Source organism: Brevibacterium oceani (assembly GCF_013623835.1).
Classification (GTDB): Bacteria; Actinomycetota; Actinomycetes; order Actinomycetales; family Brevibacteriaceae; genus Brevibacterium; species Brevibacterium oceani.
The window spans coordinates 188,123-207,925 of record NZ_JABKDE010000004.1 but is presented as its reverse complement, the minus strand read 5'-3'; the positions used below and the strand labels follow the sequence as shown (position 1 = coordinate 207,925).

Here is a 19,803-nt window from a genome sequence, read left to right as displayed (position 1 = left end):
CTCTGTTGGTCGACGCAGCAGGCGACCATTCAACTTCGAGACCCTCAGTTCCCCCACTACGGCCCGTTGATATGCTCGCTTCCATGAGCGAGACCGACACTCCCATACTGCGGCTGATCCCGTATCTCGCGGCGATCTCTGCCGCGATCTTCGCGGGACTGGCCATGGCCGGAACCGGAGAGAGCAACCTTCTCGTCACTGTGGTCGCAGCAGGGGTCGGGTACTTCGGCGCCTACTACCTCGCGAAGCTCATCATCCACGCGATCGTCACCCGCATTGGCGGCGACGGTCAAGACTGACTCTCTTCCGTCGATATGGCCCGACCGGCCACGGCGACCGCTCCGAAGAGCGCGAGAGCGAACACCGCGTAGGCGACGCTCAGCCCGGTGTCACCATTGACTGATCCGATGGCTCCCCCGACCATCCTGCCCATCAATCCCCCGAAGTCTTCGGCAGTGATGACTGCGACCGCCAGTTCACTCGGGCCGATTCCACTCTTCTCGGGCCTGCTGGCCAGCACATACAACGAGGGGTAGGCCAATCCCACACCCACTCCCGAGAGCGTCCATGCGACGAGAGCCAAGGAATAAGAAGGCCACAGCTCGAGGCCTGCCACCAACGTCATCGCCGACAGTCCTGCTGCTGCCAAGCCCAGCTGAGACAACCGCGGCGAACCGACGCCGCGCACCAGGGAGGTCTGGATCAGACTTGTCACTCCCCACGCCAGCGGTGCCGCGCTGAGGACGATTGCGGCTTTGCCCAAGCTCACTCCGAATCCGTCCGCCAAGAGGATGGTGATGAGACTGTCAGCACCGAAGTAGCCGAAGCCGAACAACAGCATCGCCACCAGTGCCGAGGGCACTCCCCGGCGCAATCGCGCTGTCCCTCGAGGCATCACTGCGCCGATCCCGACCGCCGCGATGACAACCCCGATCACGGACGTGACAATGAGTTCAGAACCGAACATGACGCAGGCGGCACCGATCGGAATCAGCATCATACGCCCGACTGGCCCCTTCGATCTGGGACCCAGTTCGTCATCCTGTACGGCTCTGACGATGAGCAGACGTCCGATCAGGACAATGGGAATCGGCACGAGGAGTGCCCAACGCCACCCGATGAGATGTTCCAGTCCCAGAGTGGCCGCGGGACCGATCAGCGCGGGCAGAATCCACATCGATGCGGAGATCGCAACGACCCGCGCACGCGTCGAATCGTCAAGGTGCTTAATTGCCGCGCTGAACCCGAAGAGTGCCAGCAGACCCCCGGAAGAACCACTGACGAATTGTCCGAGGGCGAACACCAACCCCGTGGGAGCCGCAGCCGATACGCCAAGCCCAGCGAGGTATCCGACGACGCCGACACCTAATACCCCACGCGAGCCCAAGCGGCGAAGCGCGGGCCCGGTCAGCGGAATCGCGACGAACAGACCCAAGCTGGAACCGGCGAGCAACAGCGCGAGCTGACTGCGGGCGTCCAGATCCGGTGCGATCACCGGAAGCAGCGTCGATGCGACGAAGCGCGAGACCGCGGTCGCGAACTCCACCACGACGATGCCCGTGGCGAGTGCGGCGACGCTGCCGCTCCCTCGCGCCCTCTCGGTCATTACGTATACAGCTCGCGGTCGAATCTGTTGATTTGGACCCAAGCGCCGTCGGGGTCGCGAAGCCGCAGCGACCGCCCGAAGTTCTCGTCCACGATCACTCCGGCGTCGAACCCCGCCGCCACCATCCGCGAGGAGATCTGCTCAAGGGGTTCCTCGGCTTCGAACGCCAGTTCGCACTGACCTCTGTCGTCGTTGGTGGCCTGATGGATCGCCAAGACACCTGCTTCGGCCGGCAGCTCGACCCAGGTGCCCGGTCGCGACGAGGTGCCTTCCTGCAGCCCAAGGGCCCGGTAGAACTTCGTTGATGTTTCGACATTGTTGGAATAGCGAATCGGCAGCAGTTTCATTCGGTGCTCCCTTCTTCATCGTTTTCGAGGTTTGAAAGGTGACGCTCCAGGGCTTGTTCGACAAAGACGGACAGCGAGACCTGCTCATCGACCGAAGCGTGTTTGACTCGTTTGACCAGATCCGGCGGCAGCCAGATATTGAACTGCTGTTTCCCTGCAACCATGAACACTAGCGTACTAGAACACTAGTGTTCATGGGACGAGATGGTCACGACGAAGACGAACGATTGACCCCGATCCCGAACGAGTTGCGCCCGCCCTACCTCTTCGCCTGCGCGGGCACGACGACTTTGCGGATGATGATCATCACCGAGGCGGCCACCGGCACCGCGACCACAGCACCGAGCACCCCGCCCAAGGTGCCTCCGGCGATCGCGGCGATGATCACCAGGGCGCCGGGCACATCGACTGCGGCCTTCATGATGCGCGGGCTGAGCAGGTACGCCTCGACCTGCATGTACACGAGGTAGTAGATTCCGGCGGCGATGCCCAGGCCCGGGGAGACCATGAGGCACGAGGCGGTGATGATGATCGCGCCGGTGATCGGGCCGACGAGCGGGATGAGCGAGGCGAGGAACGCCACGAACGCCAGCAGCGCCGGCAGGGGTGCACCGATGATGCTGAGGAAGATCGCCGAGCACACGCCGTTGACGATGCCCAAGGACAGCTGACCGAGGACGTAGCGTCCGATGGATCGGGTGACCTCCTCGGTGACGGATTCGACCGTCGGCCGTGACGAGGCCGCGACGAGGGAGAACATCGCGGATTTGATCGTCGGCATGGTCACGGCGAAGTAGATGGTGAGGATGACGACGATGATGACGCCGGTGAGGAAGCTCAGGATCCCCGCCCCGATGGACACGACTCCCCCGCCGAGCGAGAGCACGTTCTTCGGATCCGAGACCCATTCGCCGATGTTCGCGAAGATCTCATCGACGTCGATGGCGCCGGTGAACTGGCGTTCGAGCTCCATCACCCATCCGGTCGTCGCCAGGTTCGCCACGATCTCGGGCAGGTCGCCGATGAACGTCTGGATCTGGCTGATCACCGCCGGCGCGATGAGCAGCCCGGCACCTGCGACGATGAGGATGAATGCGAGGACCACGAGGATCACCGCCACCGACCGCGGGATCCTGCGTGCCACCAGCCACCGCACGATCGGGTCGAGGCCGAGGGCGAGGAACAGTGCCAACCCGATGTAGATGAGCACCGTCGCCACGGACTGCAGCGCCGTCATCAGTGCGATCGCCAGCCCCACACCCAGCGTGCCGGTGAACCCGACCCTGAATGCGCTGTTGAGTGTGAGGGACTTGCCCTGCCCAGTGCCCATGCACTCCAGTGTAATCAGCGATCATGCGCGGGTCGGCCGACTCACGTTAGGATCAGTGGGAGATCCCAATCATGAAGAAAGTGGTACGTCGAGAATGAACGCAGAACCGAACGACATCGATGTCTGGGAGGCGTTTCTCGACCCGCAGGGCGACTATTCCCTGCCCGACTTCTCCGCGGTGACCCCCGAATCCCTGCTGACCGCGGTGCGCACGGCCACCGATTACGCCCGCGCCGAGGTGGCCGGAATCGTCGCCGACGACGCTGAGTCGACGTTCTTCACCACCACCGTCAGGTTCGAATCGGCGTCCGTGCCGATGACCCGCATCGCCTCCGTGGCAGCAGCCATCGAGTCGAACCATCTGCGCCCGGAACTCACCGACGCCATCGCCGAGGTGTGGGAGGTCCTGTCCGCGACCCGCACCGAGATCCTCCTCGACGTCGACCTCTTCCACCGCATCGAGCAGGTCTCCGTCACCGACCTCAACCCCGAGGACAAGCGCCAGCAGGAGCTGACGATCGAACTCTTCGTCCGGGCGGGAGCCCGCCTCGGCGAGGAGGAGCGGGAGCAGATGGCCACGATCGCGGCCGAGCTGACGACGCTGGAGAACTCCTTCTCCCGCGCCCTGCAGCTCGATACCCGGGAACTGGCCGTCCACCTCGGCGATGCCGAGTCCCTGGCCGGAATGAACGACGATCAGATCGCCGCCGCGCAGAACCGGGCGAGCGAACGCGGCATCGACGGGTACCTGCTGTCGCTGAACAACTTCACCCAGCAGCTCGTGCTCGAGTCCCTCGACACCGCGCAGACCCGCCGACATGTGCTGAATAATTCGATGGCCCGCGGATCCCGCGGCGGCGACGGCGACACTCGCACCCAGGTCGCCGACACCACGGCGCTGCGGGCTCTGCAGGCGAACCTGCTCGGGTACCCCTCCTTCTCCTCCTACGCCATCGACAACCAGACCGCCGGCAACCCCGACGCCGCCGCCGACATCGTGTCCTCCCTGATCAACCCCGCCAAGGCTCAGCTCGACGAAGAACTCGGCCTGGTCCGGGACCGCTACGGCCTCGACGATGTCGCTGCCGAGGACGTCAAGCACTATCTCGCGAAGTACCGGGCCGACGAATTCGGCATCGACCCCGACGAGGTGGCCCAGTACTTCGAGTTCGACACCGTCCTGACCGAGGGCGTCTTCCGCGCAGCCACCGGACTCTACGGCATCACCTTCGCCCCCTATGACGGCGTCACCGCCTGGCATGAGGACGTGCGCGCCTTTGAGGTCACCGACGTCACCGAACGCCCCCTGGGCCTCGTCCTCATCGACCCCTACGCCCGGGATACGAAACGCGGCGGGGCCTGGATGGACCAGCTCGTCCCGGCCTCACGACTGACCGGCCTGCACTCGGTCGTCACGCTCTCGCTTAACCTCGCCAAGCCCGGATCCGGACGGCCGACTCTGCTCAACCCGACCGAACTGACGACCCTGTTCCACGAATTCGGACACGTGCTGCACGGCCTGTTCGCGAACTCGACGTACCCGTCGACCGCGGGCACAGCGGTTCCCCGCGACTACGTCGAATTCCCCTCCCAGCTCAACGAGATGTGGCGCTTCCACCCGCAGGTCCTCCCCCACTTCGCCAAACACGTCGACACGGGTGAGCCGATGCCGACCGAACTCGTCGACGCCCTCATCGCCAGCGAGAAGTTCGGGCAGGGCTTCGACACCATCGAATACCTCGCTGCGGCCATGCTCGACCTGTCCTGGCATTCGCTCGAGGCCGGGGAGCACATCACCGATGTGCTGTCCTTCGAATCCGAGGTCCTCGCCGCCGCCGGCTTCTCACCGCTCGTCCCGCCGCGCTACCGGTCGACCTACTTCGGGCACATCTTCGCCTCCGGCTATGCCGCCGGCTACTATTCCTACCTCTACTCCGAGGTCATCGCCGCCTGGGTGAGCGAATGGTTCGACGCCCAGGGCGGACTCAACCGGGAGGCCGGAGACGCCTTCCGCGAAGCCATCCTCGCCCCCGGCTACTCGCTCGACCCGATGTCGGCGATCGAACGCTTCTTCGGCACCAGCCCCGATGTCGCGCCCCTGCTGCGTCGCCGTGGACTCGCCGAACCCGTGGTCGAGGAGGACGAGGTCGCGGACCCCGCTGACGAGGCGGACCCGACGGCCGCCTCGGCGAGCGATGAGGCGCCCGCTCAGCACCCCAACCATGCGAAGGTCGAAGAGCAGCTGCGGGAGCACGGAATCGACCCGGAGGTCCGCGTGTTCGCCGAGGCCACCCCGACCGCGGCGGCAGCGGCGGAGAAGATCGGAGTCGACGTCGGCGCCATCGCCAACAGCCTCATCTTCTCCTCCGGCGGCGACCCCGTGCTCATCATGACCTCGGGAGCCCACCGCGTCGACACCGACCACGTCGCCGACCAGCTGGGCATCGATGGCCTCGACCGGGCCGACAAAGACCTCGTCCGCGAGGCCACCGGCCAGGTCATCGGCGGAGTCGCCCCGTGCGGGCACCCGGTGCCGATCCCCACCTACGTCGATGTCGCGCTGAAGAGCCACCCGGTCCTGTGGGCCGCGGCCGGCACCCCGAACTCGATGATGCCACTGAGCTACGAGCAGCTGCTGACGATCACGAACGGCAAGGAGATCACCGTTGCCCGCGACGACACCTGACAGCGATCCCGGACGACCGGAGAGCGAGTCTGGACAGCCGGATCGCACCAGCGATTCGGCGCCCTCGAACACCGCAACCCGACTGGCGGCCTTCGCGTCCTCGCGAGGCCGTTACTATGCGGTCTTCCTCGCCGTGTTCTGCGCGGTGCTCATCATCTCGAACATCTCGGCCACGAAGGTCATCGGCTTCGGACCCGTCGTCACCGACGGCGGTGCGTTCCTCTTCCCCATCGCCTACATCCTCGGCGACGTGATCAGCGAGGTGTACGGCTTCAAGGCCGCCCGCAAGGCCGTGATCACCGGGTTCGGCCTGCAGATACTCGCGACCTTCGTCTTCTGGCTCGTGCTCATCTCCCCTCCGGGACCCGGGTATGAGAACCAGGACGCCTTCGCCGCGGTCCTCGGCTTCTACCCGCGCATCGTCGCGGCCTCACTGGCCGGATACTTCGTCGGCCAGCTACTCAACTCGTGGGTGCTCGTGGCCGTGAAGAAGCGGATGGGCGAATCGAAGCTGTGGGTCCGGCTGCTCACCTCGACCGGAGTCGGCGAATTCGTCGACACCCTGCTCTTCTGCATCATCGCGTTCGCCGGGGTCATCCCGGGACTCGACTTCCTCAACTACATCATCGTCGGCTTCGTCTACAAGGTCGCCGTCGAGGTCATCCTCATGCCCGTGACCTACCGGGTGATCACGATCGTCAAACGCCACGAACCCAGCTACGCTCACTGAGCCTGCCACTCAGGTCACGCGAATGTCGAAAAAGTCGTCGCCGGCGGCGGGTCTTTCGAGTTTCGCGTGACCTGAAGCGCTGGCTGGGGCGGCACACCGCAGCTGGGCTAGCGCTGTTTGGCGTAATAGCGGCCGAGCACCTCGGCTTCGAGGTCGGAAAAGCGACCGTCGATCATTGCCTGGCGGATCTCGGCGACCATTGAAACGACGAAGTGTTCGTTGTGGATCGTGCACAGGGTGGAGAACAGCATCTCCTTGGCTTTGTACAGGTGCCGCAGGTAGGCCCGTGAGTAGTTCTGACACGTGTAGCAGTCGCAGTCCGGGTCGAGTGGGCCGAAGTCGCGGCGGTACTTCGCTCCCGTGAGGTTGTACCGACCGTCGCGGGTGTAGATCGCGGCGTTGCGGGCCACGCGGGAGGGTGAGACGCAGTCGAAGGTGTCGGCGCCGGTCTTGATCGCCTCGAAGAGGTCGTCGGGTTCGGAGATGCCGAGGAGGTGCCGCGGCTTGTCCTCGGGCAGCTCTTCGCACACCCAGCGGATGATGATGCCGAGGTTCTCCTTCTCCAGCGCCCCGCCGATGCCGTACCCGTCGAAGTCCATGGCGCCGAGGTCACGGGCGGCCGTGCGCCGCAGGTCCTCGTACTGTGCACCCTGAAGGACGCCGAAGAGTGCCTGGTAGGGCCGATGAGAGCGGGCCTCGGTGAGCCGGAAGTGCTCCTCGATGCAGCGGATCGCCCACAGTCGGGTCCGCTCAACCGATTCCTCCTGGTACCCGCGAGTGTTGACCAGCGTGGTGAGCTCGTCGAAGGCGAACATGATGTCGGCGCCGAGTTCGTGCTGGACGCGCATCGAGATCTCCGGGGTGAACCGGTGCATCGATCCGTCGAGGTGGGACTTGAACGTCACCCCGTCGTCATCGACGTTCGACAGCCGTTCCTTGCCGACGGCGACGAGTCCGTCGTTCTGCTCGCCCGTCGACTCCATCGAGATGACCTTCTTGAACCCGGAGCCGAGGCTCATCACCTGGAATCCGCCTGAGTCGGTGAATGTTGGTCCCGGCCAGTTCATGAAGGCACCGAGCCCGCCGGCCTCGTCGATGAGGTCCGATCCGGGCTGCAGGTAGAGGTGGTAGGCGTTGGCGAGCACGGCCTGTCCGCCGAGTTCGGCGACCTCGTCGGGGCGGACGGCCTTGACCGTGGCCTTCGTGCCGACAGGAATGAACGCCGGTGTCTGGATGTCCCCGTGCGGGGTGTGGATGACGCCGGTGCGTCCGCCCGTGTCCAGGCGGGTGCCGACCTCGAAGCCGAACTGCGTTCGGTCGTTGACGGCGTCGCCCGTCGGCGCAGGGGTCGACGTCTCAGATGATGCGGGGGATTCGATTGAGCTCACCGGTCAAGCTTAACTGGGACCATGACGTTCACGCAGATGCTCGCCTCCGCCGAGGCGGCCCATCCACTCGTCCTCGACGGCGGGCTGGGCACAGCGCTCGAGACCCGCGGCGTCGACCTCAGCCATGAACTGTGGTCGGCCGACCTCATCCGCGAAGACCCCGACACCCTGTTCGCGGTGCACTCCGCCTTCGCCGCCGTCGGCGCCCGGATCCTGACGACCGCGAGCTATCAGGCGACCCCGCTCGGGTTCGCACGAGCCGGCCTGTCCCCCGCGGAGGGACGTGAGCTCATCACCCGCAGCGTGGAGATCGCCCGCTCCGCCGCGGTGTCTGCCCCGTCGTCCGGCACCGGTCCTGGCGCCGGCGATGGTCGCGTCCTTGTCGCGGGCTCCGTCGGCCCGTACGGTGCCGCCCTGGGCGGAGGCGAGGAGTACACGGGTGACTATCGATTGACTTCCGAGGAGTACACCGCCTTCCATCGACCCCGCATCGCCGCCCTCGCCGAGGCGGGAGCGGATCTGCTCGCCGTCGAGACCCAGCCGCGTCTCGACGAGATTCGCGCGATCCTCCTCCTCGCCGAGGAGGTCGGGCTGCCTGTGTGGGTGAGTGTGACCGTACGCGAGGGCACTGACACGCCGGTCGCTCTGCCCGACTGCAGCTACCTGGCCGAACTCGCCGAGGTGGCGTCCACCTCTGCGACGGTGCAGGCGGTCGGGGTCAACTGTGTCCGGCCCTCCCTCGTCACCCCGGCGCTGACCGAGCTCGCCACGCACACCGACCTGCCGCTCATCGCCTACCCGAACTCGGGTGAGACCTACGACGCGGACACCATGGAATGGCGGGATGACGGTGCGGAAGCCGGGGTCGGGTCCTGGCCGGTGGAGACGTGGACCCGCCTCGGCGCGCGGATCATCGGCGGCTGCTGCCGGGTGCGACCCGATGACATCGCCGTGCTCTCGGAGCGGACTCGTCGCTGACGTGCGGCTCAGGCCTCGGCGCCGATGAGGCCCGGATAGTACTTCTCGGCGACGTTCGGGTGCGAGCGCAGCCGGGAGGCGAACGCGTTCTCACCGTAGACGGCGTGGAGGGCGTCGCGTTCGTCCTGAGTGACACCGCGGGCTTCGGCGGCGAGCTCTGTGGGCAGCAAGACCTCGGGCAGGCGGGCGTCGAGGGCAGGATTGCAGAAGAACGGGATCGAGATGCGGTCCTCGCCGGGGCCGGTCGGCAGGACGCGGTGGACGGTGGCCTTGAGGTAGCCGTTCGTGGCGACCTCGAGGAGTTTGCCGATGTTGACGACGAAGGCGTTCTCGATCGGGTCGGCGTCGATCCAGCCGTCATCGGTGCGCACCTGCAGGCCGGTGGTCCCCGGCTGCGGGTAGAGCAGGGTGAGGGTGCCGCCGTCGCGGTGCTCGCCCACACCCTGAGTGACGGTCTCGTCCTCGGCCGCGGGATAGCGAACGATCTTGATGAATGAGGCGGGGTCCTCGGCGAACGCGGACGCGAAGTGGTCGGCGGACTGCCCGAGACTGAGCGCCCATTCGCCAAGCAGCCGGTCGCAGACCTCGCTCAGTCGTGCGTGCCAGGATTCCGTGGCCTCCCGCAGTTCGGGCAGACCTTCCGGGTACTGGTTGGGGCCGGTGAGGTGGTCGAAGTCGTGGACGGGTTCGGCCACGGGTGCGCGTTCGGGGCCGATGTCGATCTGCTCCCGCCAATCCACTCGGCCCTGCGTGCGTTCGCCGCCGGTGCGGGTGTAGCCGCGGAAGTGCGGGGAGTTCGTGTTCTCGATCGCGAGTTTGTCGGCCTCGGGCAGGGCGAAGAAGCGCTGTGCGACGTCGATGATGCGGGAGAACTCGCCGTCCGGGATGCCGTGTCCGACGAGGTAGAAGAAGCCGATCTCGTGAGTGACGCGACGCAGCTCGGCACGGAAGTCTTCGGCAGTCGCAGGATCGTCGGCCCGGCCGAGGTCGAGGATGGGCAGCTGGGTGAGAGTCATGTCCTCACGGTAGGCCGCATCGGACGATCTCCGTGTGAGCGATGTCACGGAATTCCACACTTCGTCATCGTCCTGTCACGAACGCAACCCGCCAGACTCCGTTGTGCACAGTGCGCTCTCCCGGCACACCTGCTTGAATGGGTCGGGTGACCCATTTCTATCGCCCGTCCGAGGGCCACCGCCTGCCGCATGACCCCTTCAACGCCATCGTCGCGCCGCGGCCCATCGGCTGGATCGGCACAGTCGATGCAGAGGGCCGCCGCAATCTCGCCCCCTACTCGTTCTTCAATGCGCTGAACTACTCTCCACCGCTCGTGGGCTTCTCCAGCAACTCCTGGAAGGACACCGTCGCCAACTGCCGGGAGATCGGAGAGTTCACCTGGAACCTCGTCACTCGCACCCTCGCCGAGGCGATGAACGCCTCCTCGACCACTGCGGAAGTCGACGAGTTCTCCGCCGCAGAGTTAGAGGCGGCCGAGTCGGTGGAGATCTCTGCGCCACGCGTGGCAGCATCACCGGCGACCTTCGAATGCCGAGTCACCCAGATCATCGACCTCCGCACCTCGGACGGTGAGAACTCCGGCTCGTGGTTCACCGTGGGCGAAGTGGTCGGTGTCCATCTCGACGAATCCCTCCTCGTCGACGGGATCGTCGACACAGTCGCCGCCGAGCCGGTGCTGCGCGGCGGAGGACCGACCGCGTACTTCGGGATCAGCTCGGATCAGCGCTTCGACATGCGCCGACCGGGCTGATTTCGGTCACCCGAGATCTCAGCCGAGCATCTTGCCGGGGTTGAGGATCCCCAACGGATCGACCGCTGACTTGATCGATGCCTGCAGCGACTGAGCACCGGCATCGAGCTCACGGCCCAGCCAGTCCTTCTTCAGATACCCGACCCCGTGCTCACCGGTGATCGTCCCGCCCAGGTCGAGACCCAACTGCATGATCTCCGCGAACGTCACCTTCGCCTCGGCGACACTCGCCTCATCCGAAGCGTCGAAGAGCACACTCGGATGCATGTTCCCATCCCCGGCATGACCGGCCGTGGCCACTTCCACGGTGTGCGCGGCGGCGATGTCGGCCAATCGAGCGAAGAACTCGCCGAGGCGGGAGCGCGGAACGCACACATCATCGATGAGCTCTCCCCCACCGAGACCGGCGACGTACTGCTCCATCGCCGGTGACACCGCCCGTCGGGCGGCGACGAACATCTCCGAGTCCGCCGGATCGTCGGAGAAGAACACCTCGGCCGCGCCCTGAGCTTCGGCGATCGCCTGGAACGACTCGAGTTCGGCGACACCGGCCTGACCGGGTGCATCGGACTGGACCAACAGCAGTGCCCCGACCTCGTCGGGCAGACCGAAGTCCCCATACGCGTTGATCATTCCCACGGTCGCTCCGTCCATGAGCTCCAACAACGAGGGTGCCGCCCCCGAGGACATGAACTCCGTGACCGTGCGCCCGGCCGATTCCATATTCGGGAAGATCCCGACACCGGTCACCGGGGCCGCCAACAGAGGTCTGAGTCCCAATGTGATCTCCACGATGACGCCCAGCGTGCCTTCGGAGCCGACGAACAGTCCGGCCAGGTCGAGTCCGGCCACACCCTTGGCCGTCTGCCGGCCGAGCTTCGTCACTGTCCCGTCAGGAAGGACGACGGTCATGCCCCGCACATAGTCCTTCGTCACCCCGTACTTCACACAGCACATGCCCCCGGCATTCGTTGCGACGTTGCCGCCGATCGTCGAGATCGCCACCGACCCCGGATCCGGCGGATACGACAGGCCGTGCCCGGCCAGTGTCATCTTGAGATCCTGGTTGATGACTCCGGGCTGGACCCGGCACGTCTGATTCACCTCATCGATGTCGATGATCGCGTTGAGCTTGGCGACATTGAGCAGGATCGCCCCGTCCACGGCGTTCGCCGCCCCTGACAGCCCGGTCCGTGCACCTTGGGTGACCACAGGGATCCGATGCTTCGTGGCAAACCGCATCACCGCGGCCACATCATCGACACCGCCGGCCCGAACCAGAGCCGCGGCCTGCCCGACGGGGCAGAACAGGGCCTTGTCCGACGAGTACGCGTCGATGACGTCGCGGTCGGTGACCAGCGCCTCTGCGCTGAGCTCGGCAGCGAGCTCGCCGAGCAGAGTGTCCGTCACAGCCGCACCCGTCTCAGTCGCGCCCACACTCATGGTCGGGCAGCCGCCGCGACCTTGAGCACGCGGTCGAGAGCCTCGTCGGGTCCGATGCTCACACGCACACCGCCCTGCAGTCGGCGCACCGCCACGGCCTGCTCGGCGCAGGCACCTTCGAAGGCGACAGCCGCTTCGGGGTCAAGCGCGATCCAGACATAGTTGCCCTGCGCATCGGGCACGTCGAATCCGAGCTCCCGCAGATCATGAGCGAACCGGTCGCGCACGGCCGCGACCTCCTTGGCCCGCACGGCCACCTCGTCAATCCGGGCCAGGGATTCCCGAGCCGCGGCCTGAGCGGGCGCGGTGACGGAGAAGGGGGCGATGACCTGGCGCAGGGCCGTGGCGATCTCGACATCGGCCACGCCGTAACCCACCCGCAGACCTGCTAGCCCGTAGGCCTTGGAGAAGGTGCGGGCGAGCACGAGGTTCGCATGCTTCTTCCGCGCGGCCAGACCGTCGGCGGCTTCGGAGGCGAATTCGAGGTAGGCCTCATCGAGGACGACGATGACGTTGTCGGGCACCTCGGCGAGGAAGCCCTCGAGCTCGGCATCGGCGATCGTCGGACCGGTCGGATTGTTCGGCGAGCACAGCAGCACCAGCCGGGTCGTGTCGTCGATCGCGGCGGCGAGCCCGGCGAAGTCGTGACGGCCGTCGGGCAGGAGAGCGACGGGTCGCTTCTCGGCCCCGCGGGCGGAGGCGAGGATCGGGTACATCTCGAACGACGGCCACGGGTAGACCACGGAGGTGCCGGATTCGAGAGTGATGTTCGTCAGTGCGGACAGGATCTCTGAGGCACCGGCGCCGGGGACCACCTCGGCAGGGTCGACATCGAGACGGTCGGCGATGTCGGCCACGAGGGCGGCGGCGGTCGGATCGGGATAGTTCGCGGGAACCGCCGCGGCGGCGGTGAGCGCGTCGAGGACACCCGGCAGCGGCGGCAGGTGATTCTCGTTCGAGGACAGCTTGTACGGGGTCAGACCGGGGGAACTGACGGGAGGCTTGCCGGGAACGTAGGGGGGGAACTCGGCCAGCGCGTCACGGAGGAGGAAACGATTGGACATGTGCCCATGTTTGCACACCTTGTGGCAGGCGACACAGAGTGTCCGCACAAAGTGTCCGAACGGTCGGAAACGGGCAGGCGGGGCGGACGCCCATCCGCTGTGAGAATGCTCCCACGCACGGGTGTTCACCCTGCCCGGGTTACAGGTGAGCCGATGCCGAAGAGTAGTCTGAGTAGCGAATAGAAGCAGTCAGTGACGAGGAATGAGAGTCCAAATGCCCTCACCGCAGGAAAAGGTCGACGTCGTCTTGATCGGCGGCGGCATCATGAGCGCCACCCTCGGTGCCATGTTGACCGAACTTCAGCCCGACTGGGACATCCGTGTCTACGAGAAGCTCGACTATGTGGCCTCCGAGAGTTCGGACCCCTGGAACAATGCGGGCACCGGCCACGCCGCACTCTGCGAACTCAACTACACTCCCGAGGACTCCAACGGTGACATCGACCTGAAGAAGGCCTCGACGATCAACCAGCAGTTCCACCACTCGCGCCAGTACTGGTCGCACCTCGTCGACACCGGTGTGCTCACCGACCCGAAGTCGTTCATCAACCCGATCCCCCACGTCAGCTACGGCCGTGGCGAGAAGGGCCGCGACTACATCAAGCGCCGCTACGAGACGATGGTGCGCAACCCGCTGTTCTCGCAGATGGAGTACTCCGACGACCCGGCGACACAGGCCGAATGGCTGCCGCTGATGTTCGAAGGCCGCGGACCCGGACAGGTCAACGGCATCTCGCGGACCGAGCTGGGCACCGACGTCGACTTCGGTTCCCTGTCTCACCAGCTGCTCAGCTATATCGCCGACAAGGGCGCGACCGTGCGCACCAGCCATCAGGTCAGCGACCTCGAACGCGCCTCCGACGGATGGACGCTGACGGTCAAGGACCTGCTCTCGCACGAGACCCACCGGATCGGCGCGAAGTTCGTCTTCGTCGGCGCCGGCGGCGGGGCCCTTCCCCTGCTCCAGAAGTCCGGGATCCCCGAGGGCCGCGGCTACGGCGGCTTCCCCGTGTCCGGAATCTTCCTGCGCACCTCGAACCCCGATGTCGTCGCCGGCCACCAGGCCAAGGTCTACGGCCAGGCCGCCCAGGGTGCTCCTCCGATGTCGGTGCCGCACCTCGACACGCGTGTCGTCGACGGCAAGGACTACCTGATGTTCGGCCCCTACGCCGGCTTCTCGCCGAAGTTCCTCAAGAAGGGCCGCTTCACCGACCTGCCGTTCTCCGTGCGCGGGAACAACCTCGCCACGATGCTCAACGTCGCCAAGGACAACACCGACCTCGTCACCTACCTGCTCGGTGAGCTGGCGGCGACGAAGAAGGCCCGCTTCGAGGCGATGCACCAGTTCATCCCGAACATCGACCCCTCCGACTGGGAGTTCATCCAGGCCGGTCAGCGCGTGCAGGTGATGAAGAAGGATCCGAAGAAGGGCGGCGTCCTCCAGTTCGGCACCGAGCTCATCTCCTCCGCCGACGGATCGATCGCGGCTCTGCTCGGCGCCTCACCGGGTGCGTCGACGGCAGTGCCGATCATGGTCAACCTGCTCAAGACCTGCTTCCCCCGCCAATACGCGTCCTGGGAGTCCGACGTCAAGGACATGATCCCCTCGCTCGGCCGCGACCTCGTCGAGGACGAGACGCTGCTCAAGGAGCTCTCCGAGTACACCGCGCGGACCCTGCAGCTCATCTGAGCCCGCCACCCTCGAGCGCAGAGACAACCGCGCTGCGAGCGTGACAACAAAGAACGGCGGACCGAATGGTCCGCCGTTCTTGTCATGTCGCCTCAGAGTCCGAGAGGCTCAGAGCCCGAGCGCCTCAGAGCTCGAGCGTCTCAGAGCTCGACCTGACGGTTGACGTCCTTGTACAGCAGGTAGCGGAAGCGCCCGGGACCACCCGCATAACAGGCCTGCGGGCAGAAGGCGCGCATCGAGATGAAGTCGCCCTCCTGCACCTCGACCCAGTCGCCGTTGAGCCGGTAGACGGCCTTGCCTTCGAGCACGTAGAGCCCGTGCTCCATCTCATGCGTCTCCGCGAACGGGATGACCGCACCGGCTTCGAAGGTGACGATGTTGACGTGCATGTCGTAGGCCAGGTTCTCCGGATCGAGCGGCCGGGTGGTCCGCCAGCGTCCGTCGGTGCCGGGCATCGGCGAGGGGTCGACGTCGGTCTCGTTGCCGAACTTCGCCTCGGGCGTCAGCCCCGCCACCGGCTGGTAGCGCTTGCGCACCCAATGGAATCGGGCCGCCTCGGTGCCGGTGGATTTCGCACTCCACGCCTCACCGGCAGGGAGGAACGCGAACCCGCCGGGGGTGAGTTCGTGCGCCGTGCCCTCATGGGTGACCTCGAGGGTGCCGGCCATGACGAAGAGGAATCCCTCGACCTCGGACTGTGGTTCGGGCTTGTCCGACCCGCCGCCGGGGGCGACCTCGAGGATGGTCTGGGAGAACGTCACCGCTCCCCCGGCCACGGGCTTGCTGAGCACCCAGGATCGGGTCCCGGTCCATTCGGGCAGGTTCGAGGTGACGATGTCGCGCAGCACCCCGCGCGGGATGACCGTGTAGGCCTCGGTCACCAGCGCCCGGTCGGTGAGCAGGTCCGACTGCGGCGGATGCCCGCCGGTCGGGGCCCAGTAGGTGTAGGGATCGGTCGTCGTCATGGGTGGGATCTCCTTCGTCAGGTGGTTCAGTTGAGGTGTCCGGTGCGGGCCAGCTGTGCCAGCTCGCCGAGGCTGAGCTCCGTGTGCGTGGTGACGAACTCTTCCGTATGGGCCCCGCACACGAGTCCGCGCTGCAGGTACCGGGCGAGTGCCTTCGCCGTGGCCGGTTCGTCGAGGACCGTCGAGTCCTCCTTGTACACGTAGCTGCGCAGACGATGGGCCGCCGGGGCCCCGCCCTCACGGAAGAATGCGAAGGTCGCTAAGAACCGTGTCGGCAGTTGGTGCGGGTGGAGGTCCCAGCCCTGGTAGATGCCGCGTTTGAGGTGACGGCGGATGAGTCCGGCGTGCAGGGCCCACGCGTGGTGGACCTCCTCGGGTTCGCCGAGCGGGAGGATGTTCGTCGATCCGTCGGAGAGGTGGACGCCGGTGCCGGCGACGGCGAGCATCATCTGGTTCTTCGCGAAGTCCGCGACCGGATGGTCCATCGCCTGGTAGGCCGCGGCCACGCCCATCGACGCCGAATAGTCATACGTGCCGTAGTGCAGGGAGGTCACGCGTCCTTCGCCGGCGTGGATCGCCGGAGCCAGGGGCACCGTCCCGTCGGCGCCGAGGACGAGCTGCGGGGTCTCGACCTGGATCTCGAAGGTCAGGGTCCCCTCGCCGAGGTTGTGCTCCCTCTCCAACGCCCGACACGCGAGCACCATCGCCCTCACCTGGTCCACGGTGCTCACCTTGGGCAGGGTGAGCACGAGGTTGTCCGGGACCTCACCGCCTGCGGCGATGAGCTCGGCGAGGAACAGATCGAGGGTGCGCAGTCCCCGTTCCCGGGTGGCCGCCTCGAGGCACTTGAATCGGATGCCTGCGAAGGCCGGCGCCCCGGTCTCCGAGCGTCCGGTCACCACATCGCGGGCGGCCTTGATCGCCCATTCGTCCTCGACTTCGTCGCCGCGGTCGCCGAAGCCGTCCTCGAAGTCCAGGCGCAGGTCCTCGATGGGCTCGGTCTCGAGCTTCGTCGTGACCGCCTCGGCGAGGAGTTCGGCCTCGCGGGCGACCTGGTGGAGGCTGGGCATCTGCGAAGTCGGAAGGGGACCGGCCTCCTTGCGGGTGGCCGTGATGACCTTCCCGGCGAGCTGGAGCATACCTCCGTGCTCGTCGACGAAATCGAGGGCCTGCCGGCCCCAGCGGCGCGGCAGATCCGGTGTCGTCCTGTCACCGGGCACATAGACGGTGTGGACCGGCTGGCGGACGTCACGCTCGCCGGGGTAGCTTCCGGCCAGGAGCTCATCAGTGTCCCCCAGCAGTGAATCGATGTCGGCCAACGTTGCTTTCTCCACTTTCACATTCACTTTCTCTGCACGGGATTCGACGGCGAGGCGACTGTGCGAAGCCTGGCCTCATTGTCTCTCATTGCACTGCCCTGGGCACGGTGACTCACAGGGCAGACGACAATTGCGTCGCCTACGACGAGACGGCGGTGACCGCCTCGGCGACCTTCTTCGCGACCTCGGGATCGAAGACCGAGGGGATGACGTAGCCGGGATGGAGTTCGACCTCGGGGATGCACGAGGCGATGGCGTCGGCGGCGGCGACCATGATGTTCTCGTCGACGTCGCGGGCCTCGGCGTCGAGCAGGCCGCGGAAGATGCCGGGGAAGGCGAGCACATTGTTGATCTGGTTCGGGTAGTCGCTGCGTCCGGTGGCGACCACGGCCGCGTACTTGAGCGCCTCGGCGGGGTCCACCTCGGGGTCGGGATTGGCCATCGCGAAGACGAGTGCGTCGTCGTTCATCGCCTTGATGTCGTCACCGTCGAGGACATTGGGAGCCGAGACGCCGATGAACACGTCGGCCCCGACGACGGCCTCCTTGAGGGTGCCCTCGAAGCCGTCGGGGTTCGTGTTCGCCTGCAGCCAGCGCTTGTGCTCGGTATCGACGGTCGAGTTCGGTCCGATGGCACCGGACCGTCCGCACGCGATGATGTTCGTCGCACCGGCGACCTGAAGGAGGCGGATGATCGCATTGCCCGCGGCCCCGACGCCGGAGACGACGATGCGCAGGCCCTCGATCCGCTTGCCCACGACCTTGAGCGAGTTCTTCAGCGCGGCCAGGGTGACGACGCCGGTGCCGTGCTGATCGTCGTGGAAGACGGGGATGTCGAGTTCGGCGCGCAGGCGGGCCTCGATCTCGAAGCAGCGCGGGGCGGCGATGTCCTCGAGGTTGATGCCGCCGTAGGCCGGAGCGATGGCCTTGCAGATCGCGATGATCTCCTCGGTGTCCTTCGTGTCCAGGGCCACCGGCCAGGCGTCGACGCCGGCGAACTGCTTGAACAGCACCGCCTTGCCCTCCATCACAGGCATGGCCGCTTCGGGGCCGATGTCTCCGAGGCCGAGGACCGCGGTGCCGTCGGTGACCACGGCGACGGTGTTGCGCTTGATCGTCAGCCGCCTGGCGTCTTCCTTGTTCTCCGCGATCGCCATGCACACTCGGGCGACACCGGGGGTGTAGGCGCGGGAGAGGTCGTCGCGGTTGCGCAGGGGCACCTTCGGAGCGGATTCGAGCTTGCCGCCGAGGTGGAGGAGGAAGGTCCGGTCGGAGACCTTGCGGACGTCGACGCCGGGCAGCGCCTCGAGTGCGTCGGAGACCTCCTGGGCGTGGGCGGTGTCGCGGGTGTCGGCGCTGACGTCGATGGTCACCGAGTTCGGGGTGGATTCGACGACGTCGAGGGCGGTCACTCCCGCACCGGTGGACGCGGCGGCGGCGACGAGATCGGACGTCGACGCCTCACCGACGGTGGTGTCGACGCGCAGGGTGATGGAGTATCCGGGGCTTGTTGCGGCCATGGCAATATCCTCTCTGATATTGGTTTTCCGTATTGCGGATATTTAATTCTGCTTTATGGAAACTATAGAGCCTATTGCCGGATTCGGAAAGTTTCTTCCATTTCGGTCTAGACTGAGCGGAGTTTCACTGCCGAAGCTCCCCACTGAAGAAGGATGATCGATGAGCAGCAAGGACACACCTGCGATCCGCCAGACGAAGGGCGGTGTGCAGTCCGTCGAGCGCGCCTTCGGCCTGCTCGAATGCATCGCGAACTCCTCGGGTTCGGCGACGCTGAGCCACATCGCCGCCGACGTCAGCCTGCCCCTGCCGACGATCCACCGGCTTTTGAATACGCTGGTCAACCTCGGCGTGGTCCGGCAGCTGCCCGACCGCGGCTATGCCCTCGGACCGGGGCTCGTCCGGCTGGGCAACCTCGCCGGCTCCCAGCTCGGCCAGTTCGCTCGCCCGTATCTGCGGGATCTCGTCAGCGAACTCGGTGAGTCGGCGAATGTGGCGACGATGGACGGCGACATGGTCGTCTATGTCGATCAGGTCGCCTCTCAGCGTCAGATGCGCATGTTCACCGAGGTGGGGCGGCGTGCGCACATGCACGACACCGGCGTCGGCAAGGCGATGCTCGCCGGGCTCGACGCCGAGCAGGTGCGTCACATCGTCACGACCGCGGGCATGCCGACGCCCACGGAGTTCAGCATCGGGTCGATCTCCGCACTCGAGGCGGAGCTCGAGCGCATCCGTGAGCGCGGCTATGCCATCGACGAACAGGAGCAGGAGCTGGGGGTGCGCTGCTTCGCCATGGCGATCCCCGATGCCCCCGCTCCCCTGGCGATCTCGGTGTCCGGGCCGGTCAGCCGCGTCGATCAGACCTTCGCCGACCGTGCGATCCCGCTGCTGCGCTCGGCCGCCGCGCAGATCTCGGTCGATATGCGCGGCGGAGCGTAGACTCTCACTTTTCGTCGAGACAACGCCGGA

The 19,803-nt window shown here is 66.3% G+C and carries 18 protein-coding genes; 7 read left to right on the top strand and 11 right to left on the bottom strand.

From position 1 onward, the window contains the following. The first annotated feature begins 83 nt into the window (after positions 1–83). Positions 84–299 carry a hypothetical protein gene (locus HK401_RS10340; protein ID WP_181274589.1) on the top strand — a complete coding sequence of 72 codons (216 nt, stop codon included), beginning with the start codon at positions 84–86 and terminating at the stop codon, positions 297–299. On the opposite strand, the gene HK401_RS10335 is transcribed toward HK401_RS10340, so the two are convergent. From HK401_RS10335 to HK401_RS10320, 4 genes are all read right to left on the bottom strand, one after another. Next, positions 290–1,606: an MFS transporter gene (locus tag HK401_RS10335; protein ID WP_181274588.1), complete on the bottom strand. Its 1,317-nt coding sequence runs from the start codon at positions 1,604–1,606 to the stop codon at positions 290–292. The genes HK401_RS10340 and HK401_RS10335 overlap by 10 nt on opposite strands. Then, the gene (locus tag HK401_RS10330; RefSeq protein ID WP_181274587.1) at positions 1,606–1,953 is read right to left on the bottom strand and encodes a VOC family protein; all 348 of its coding nucleotides are present in this window, start codon (positions 1,951–1,953) and stop codon (positions 1,606–1,608) included. The genes HK401_RS10335 and HK401_RS10330 overlap by 1 nt, the downstream gene beginning before the upstream one ends. Next, positions 1,950–2,117 (bottom strand): ribbon-helix-helix domain-containing protein, encoded by a 168-nt coding sequence (locus tag HK401_RS10325; RefSeq protein ID WP_181274586.1) that lies wholly within the window; start codon positions 2,115–2,117, stop codon positions 1,950–1,952. The genes HK401_RS10330 and HK401_RS10325 overlap by 4 nt, the downstream gene beginning before the upstream one ends. A 95-nt stretch (positions 2,118–2,212) precedes the next feature. Continuing rightward, positions 2,213–3,283, bottom strand: coding sequence for an AI-2E family transporter (locus HK401_RS10320; RefSeq protein ID WP_181274585.1), 1,071 nt, complete (start codon positions 3,281–3,283; stop codon positions 2,213–2,215). Between the two features lie 94 nt (positions 3,284–3,377). On the opposite strand from HK401_RS10320, the gene HK401_RS10315 reads away from it, so the two are divergent. Further along, entirely contained in the window at positions 3,378–5,969 is a 2,592-nt protein-coding gene (locus HK401_RS10315; protein WP_181274584.1) for a M3 family metallopeptidase, read from the top strand. After that, the gene (locus tag HK401_RS10310) at positions 5,950–6,699 is read left to right on the top strand and encodes a queuosine precursor transporter (RefSeq protein WP_373563646.1); all 750 of its coding nucleotides are present in this window, start codon (positions 5,950–5,952) and stop codon (positions 6,697–6,699) included. Before HK401_RS10315 ends, HK401_RS10310 begins: the two co-directional genes overlap by 20 nt. A gap of 107 nt (positions 6,700–6,806) precedes the next feature. Here the strand turns inward: HK401_RS10310 and tgt are convergent, their stop codons facing one another. Then, positions 6,807–8,087: a tRNA guanosine(34) transglycosylase Tgt gene (gene tgt, locus HK401_RS10305; RefSeq protein WP_181274583.1), complete on the bottom strand. Its 1,281-nt coding sequence runs from the start codon at positions 8,085–8,087 to the stop codon at positions 6,807–6,809. Between the two features lie 21 nt (positions 8,088–8,108). Between tgt and mmuM the strand changes: the two genes are divergently transcribed. Then, on the top strand, positions 8,109–9,065 hold the full coding sequence (gene mmuM, locus HK401_RS10300; protein WP_181274582.1) for a homocysteine S-methyltransferase: 957 nt from the start codon (positions 8,109–8,111) through the stop codon (positions 9,063–9,065). A gap of 8 nt (positions 9,066–9,073) precedes the next feature. Here the strand turns inward: mmuM and HK401_RS10295 are convergent, their stop codons facing one another. Next, entirely contained in the window at positions 9,074–10,081 is a 1,008-nt protein-coding gene (locus HK401_RS10295) for an isopenicillin N synthase family dioxygenase (RefSeq protein WP_181274581.1), read from the bottom strand. 146 nt (positions 10,082–10,227) lie between these two features. On the opposite strand from HK401_RS10295, the gene HK401_RS10290 reads away from it, so the two are divergent. Continuing rightward, positions 10,228–10,833: a flavin reductase family protein gene (locus HK401_RS10290; protein ID WP_309135960.1), complete on the top strand. Its 606-nt coding sequence runs from the start codon at positions 10,228–10,230 to the stop codon at positions 10,831–10,833. 18 nt (positions 10,834–10,851) lie between these two features. Here the strand turns inward: HK401_RS10290 and HK401_RS10285 are convergent, their stop codons facing one another. Next, on the bottom strand, positions 10,852–12,276 hold the full coding sequence (locus HK401_RS10285) for an FAD-binding oxidoreductase (protein WP_181274579.1): 1,425 nt from the start codon (positions 12,274–12,276) through the stop codon (positions 10,852–10,854). After that, positions 12,273–13,340: an aminotransferase class I/II-fold pyridoxal phosphate-dependent enzyme gene (locus tag HK401_RS10280; RefSeq protein ID WP_181274578.1), complete on the bottom strand. Its 1,068-nt coding sequence runs from the start codon at positions 13,338–13,340 to the stop codon at positions 12,273–12,275. Before HK401_RS10280 ends, HK401_RS10285 begins: the two co-directional genes overlap by 4 nt. A 214-nt stretch (positions 13,341–13,554) precedes the next feature. On the opposite strand from HK401_RS10280, the gene HK401_RS10275 reads away from it, so the two are divergent. Next, the gene (locus HK401_RS10275) at positions 13,555–15,030 is read left to right on the top strand and encodes a malate:quinone oxidoreductase (RefSeq protein WP_181274577.1); all 1,476 of its coding nucleotides are present in this window, start codon (positions 13,555–13,557) and stop codon (positions 15,028–15,030) included. A 140-nt stretch (positions 15,031–15,170) separates the two neighbouring features. On the opposite strand, the gene HK401_RS10270 is transcribed toward HK401_RS10275, so the two are convergent. The 3 genes from HK401_RS10270 to HK401_RS10260 form a co-directional block, all read right to left on the bottom strand. Next, positions 15,171–15,995 (bottom strand): bifunctional allantoicase/(S)-ureidoglycine aminohydrolase, encoded by an 825-nt coding sequence (locus HK401_RS10270; RefSeq protein WP_181274576.1) that lies wholly within the window; start codon positions 15,993–15,995, stop codon positions 15,171–15,173. Positions 15,996–16,021: 26 nt separating this feature from the next. Further along, positions 16,022–17,329 carry a DUF6986 family protein gene (locus HK401_RS10265; RefSeq protein ID WP_309135958.1) on the bottom strand — a complete coding sequence of 436 codons (1,308 nt, stop codon included), beginning with the start codon at positions 17,327–17,329 and terminating at the stop codon, positions 16,022–16,024. Between the two features lie 124 nt (positions 17,330–17,453). After that, on the bottom strand, positions 17,454–18,833 hold the full coding sequence (locus tag HK401_RS10260; RefSeq protein ID WP_181274574.1) for an NAD-dependent malic enzyme: 1,380 nt from the start codon (positions 18,831–18,833) through the stop codon (positions 17,454–17,456). 160 nt (positions 18,834–18,993) lie between these two features. Between HK401_RS10260 and HK401_RS10255 the strand changes: the two genes are divergently transcribed. Continuing rightward, the gene (locus tag HK401_RS10255; RefSeq protein WP_181274573.1) at positions 18,994–19,773 is read left to right on the top strand and encodes an IclR family transcriptional regulator; all 780 of its coding nucleotides are present in this window, start codon (positions 18,994–18,996) and stop codon (positions 19,771–19,773) included. The last annotated feature ends 30 nt before the right edge of the window (positions 19,774–19,803 follow it).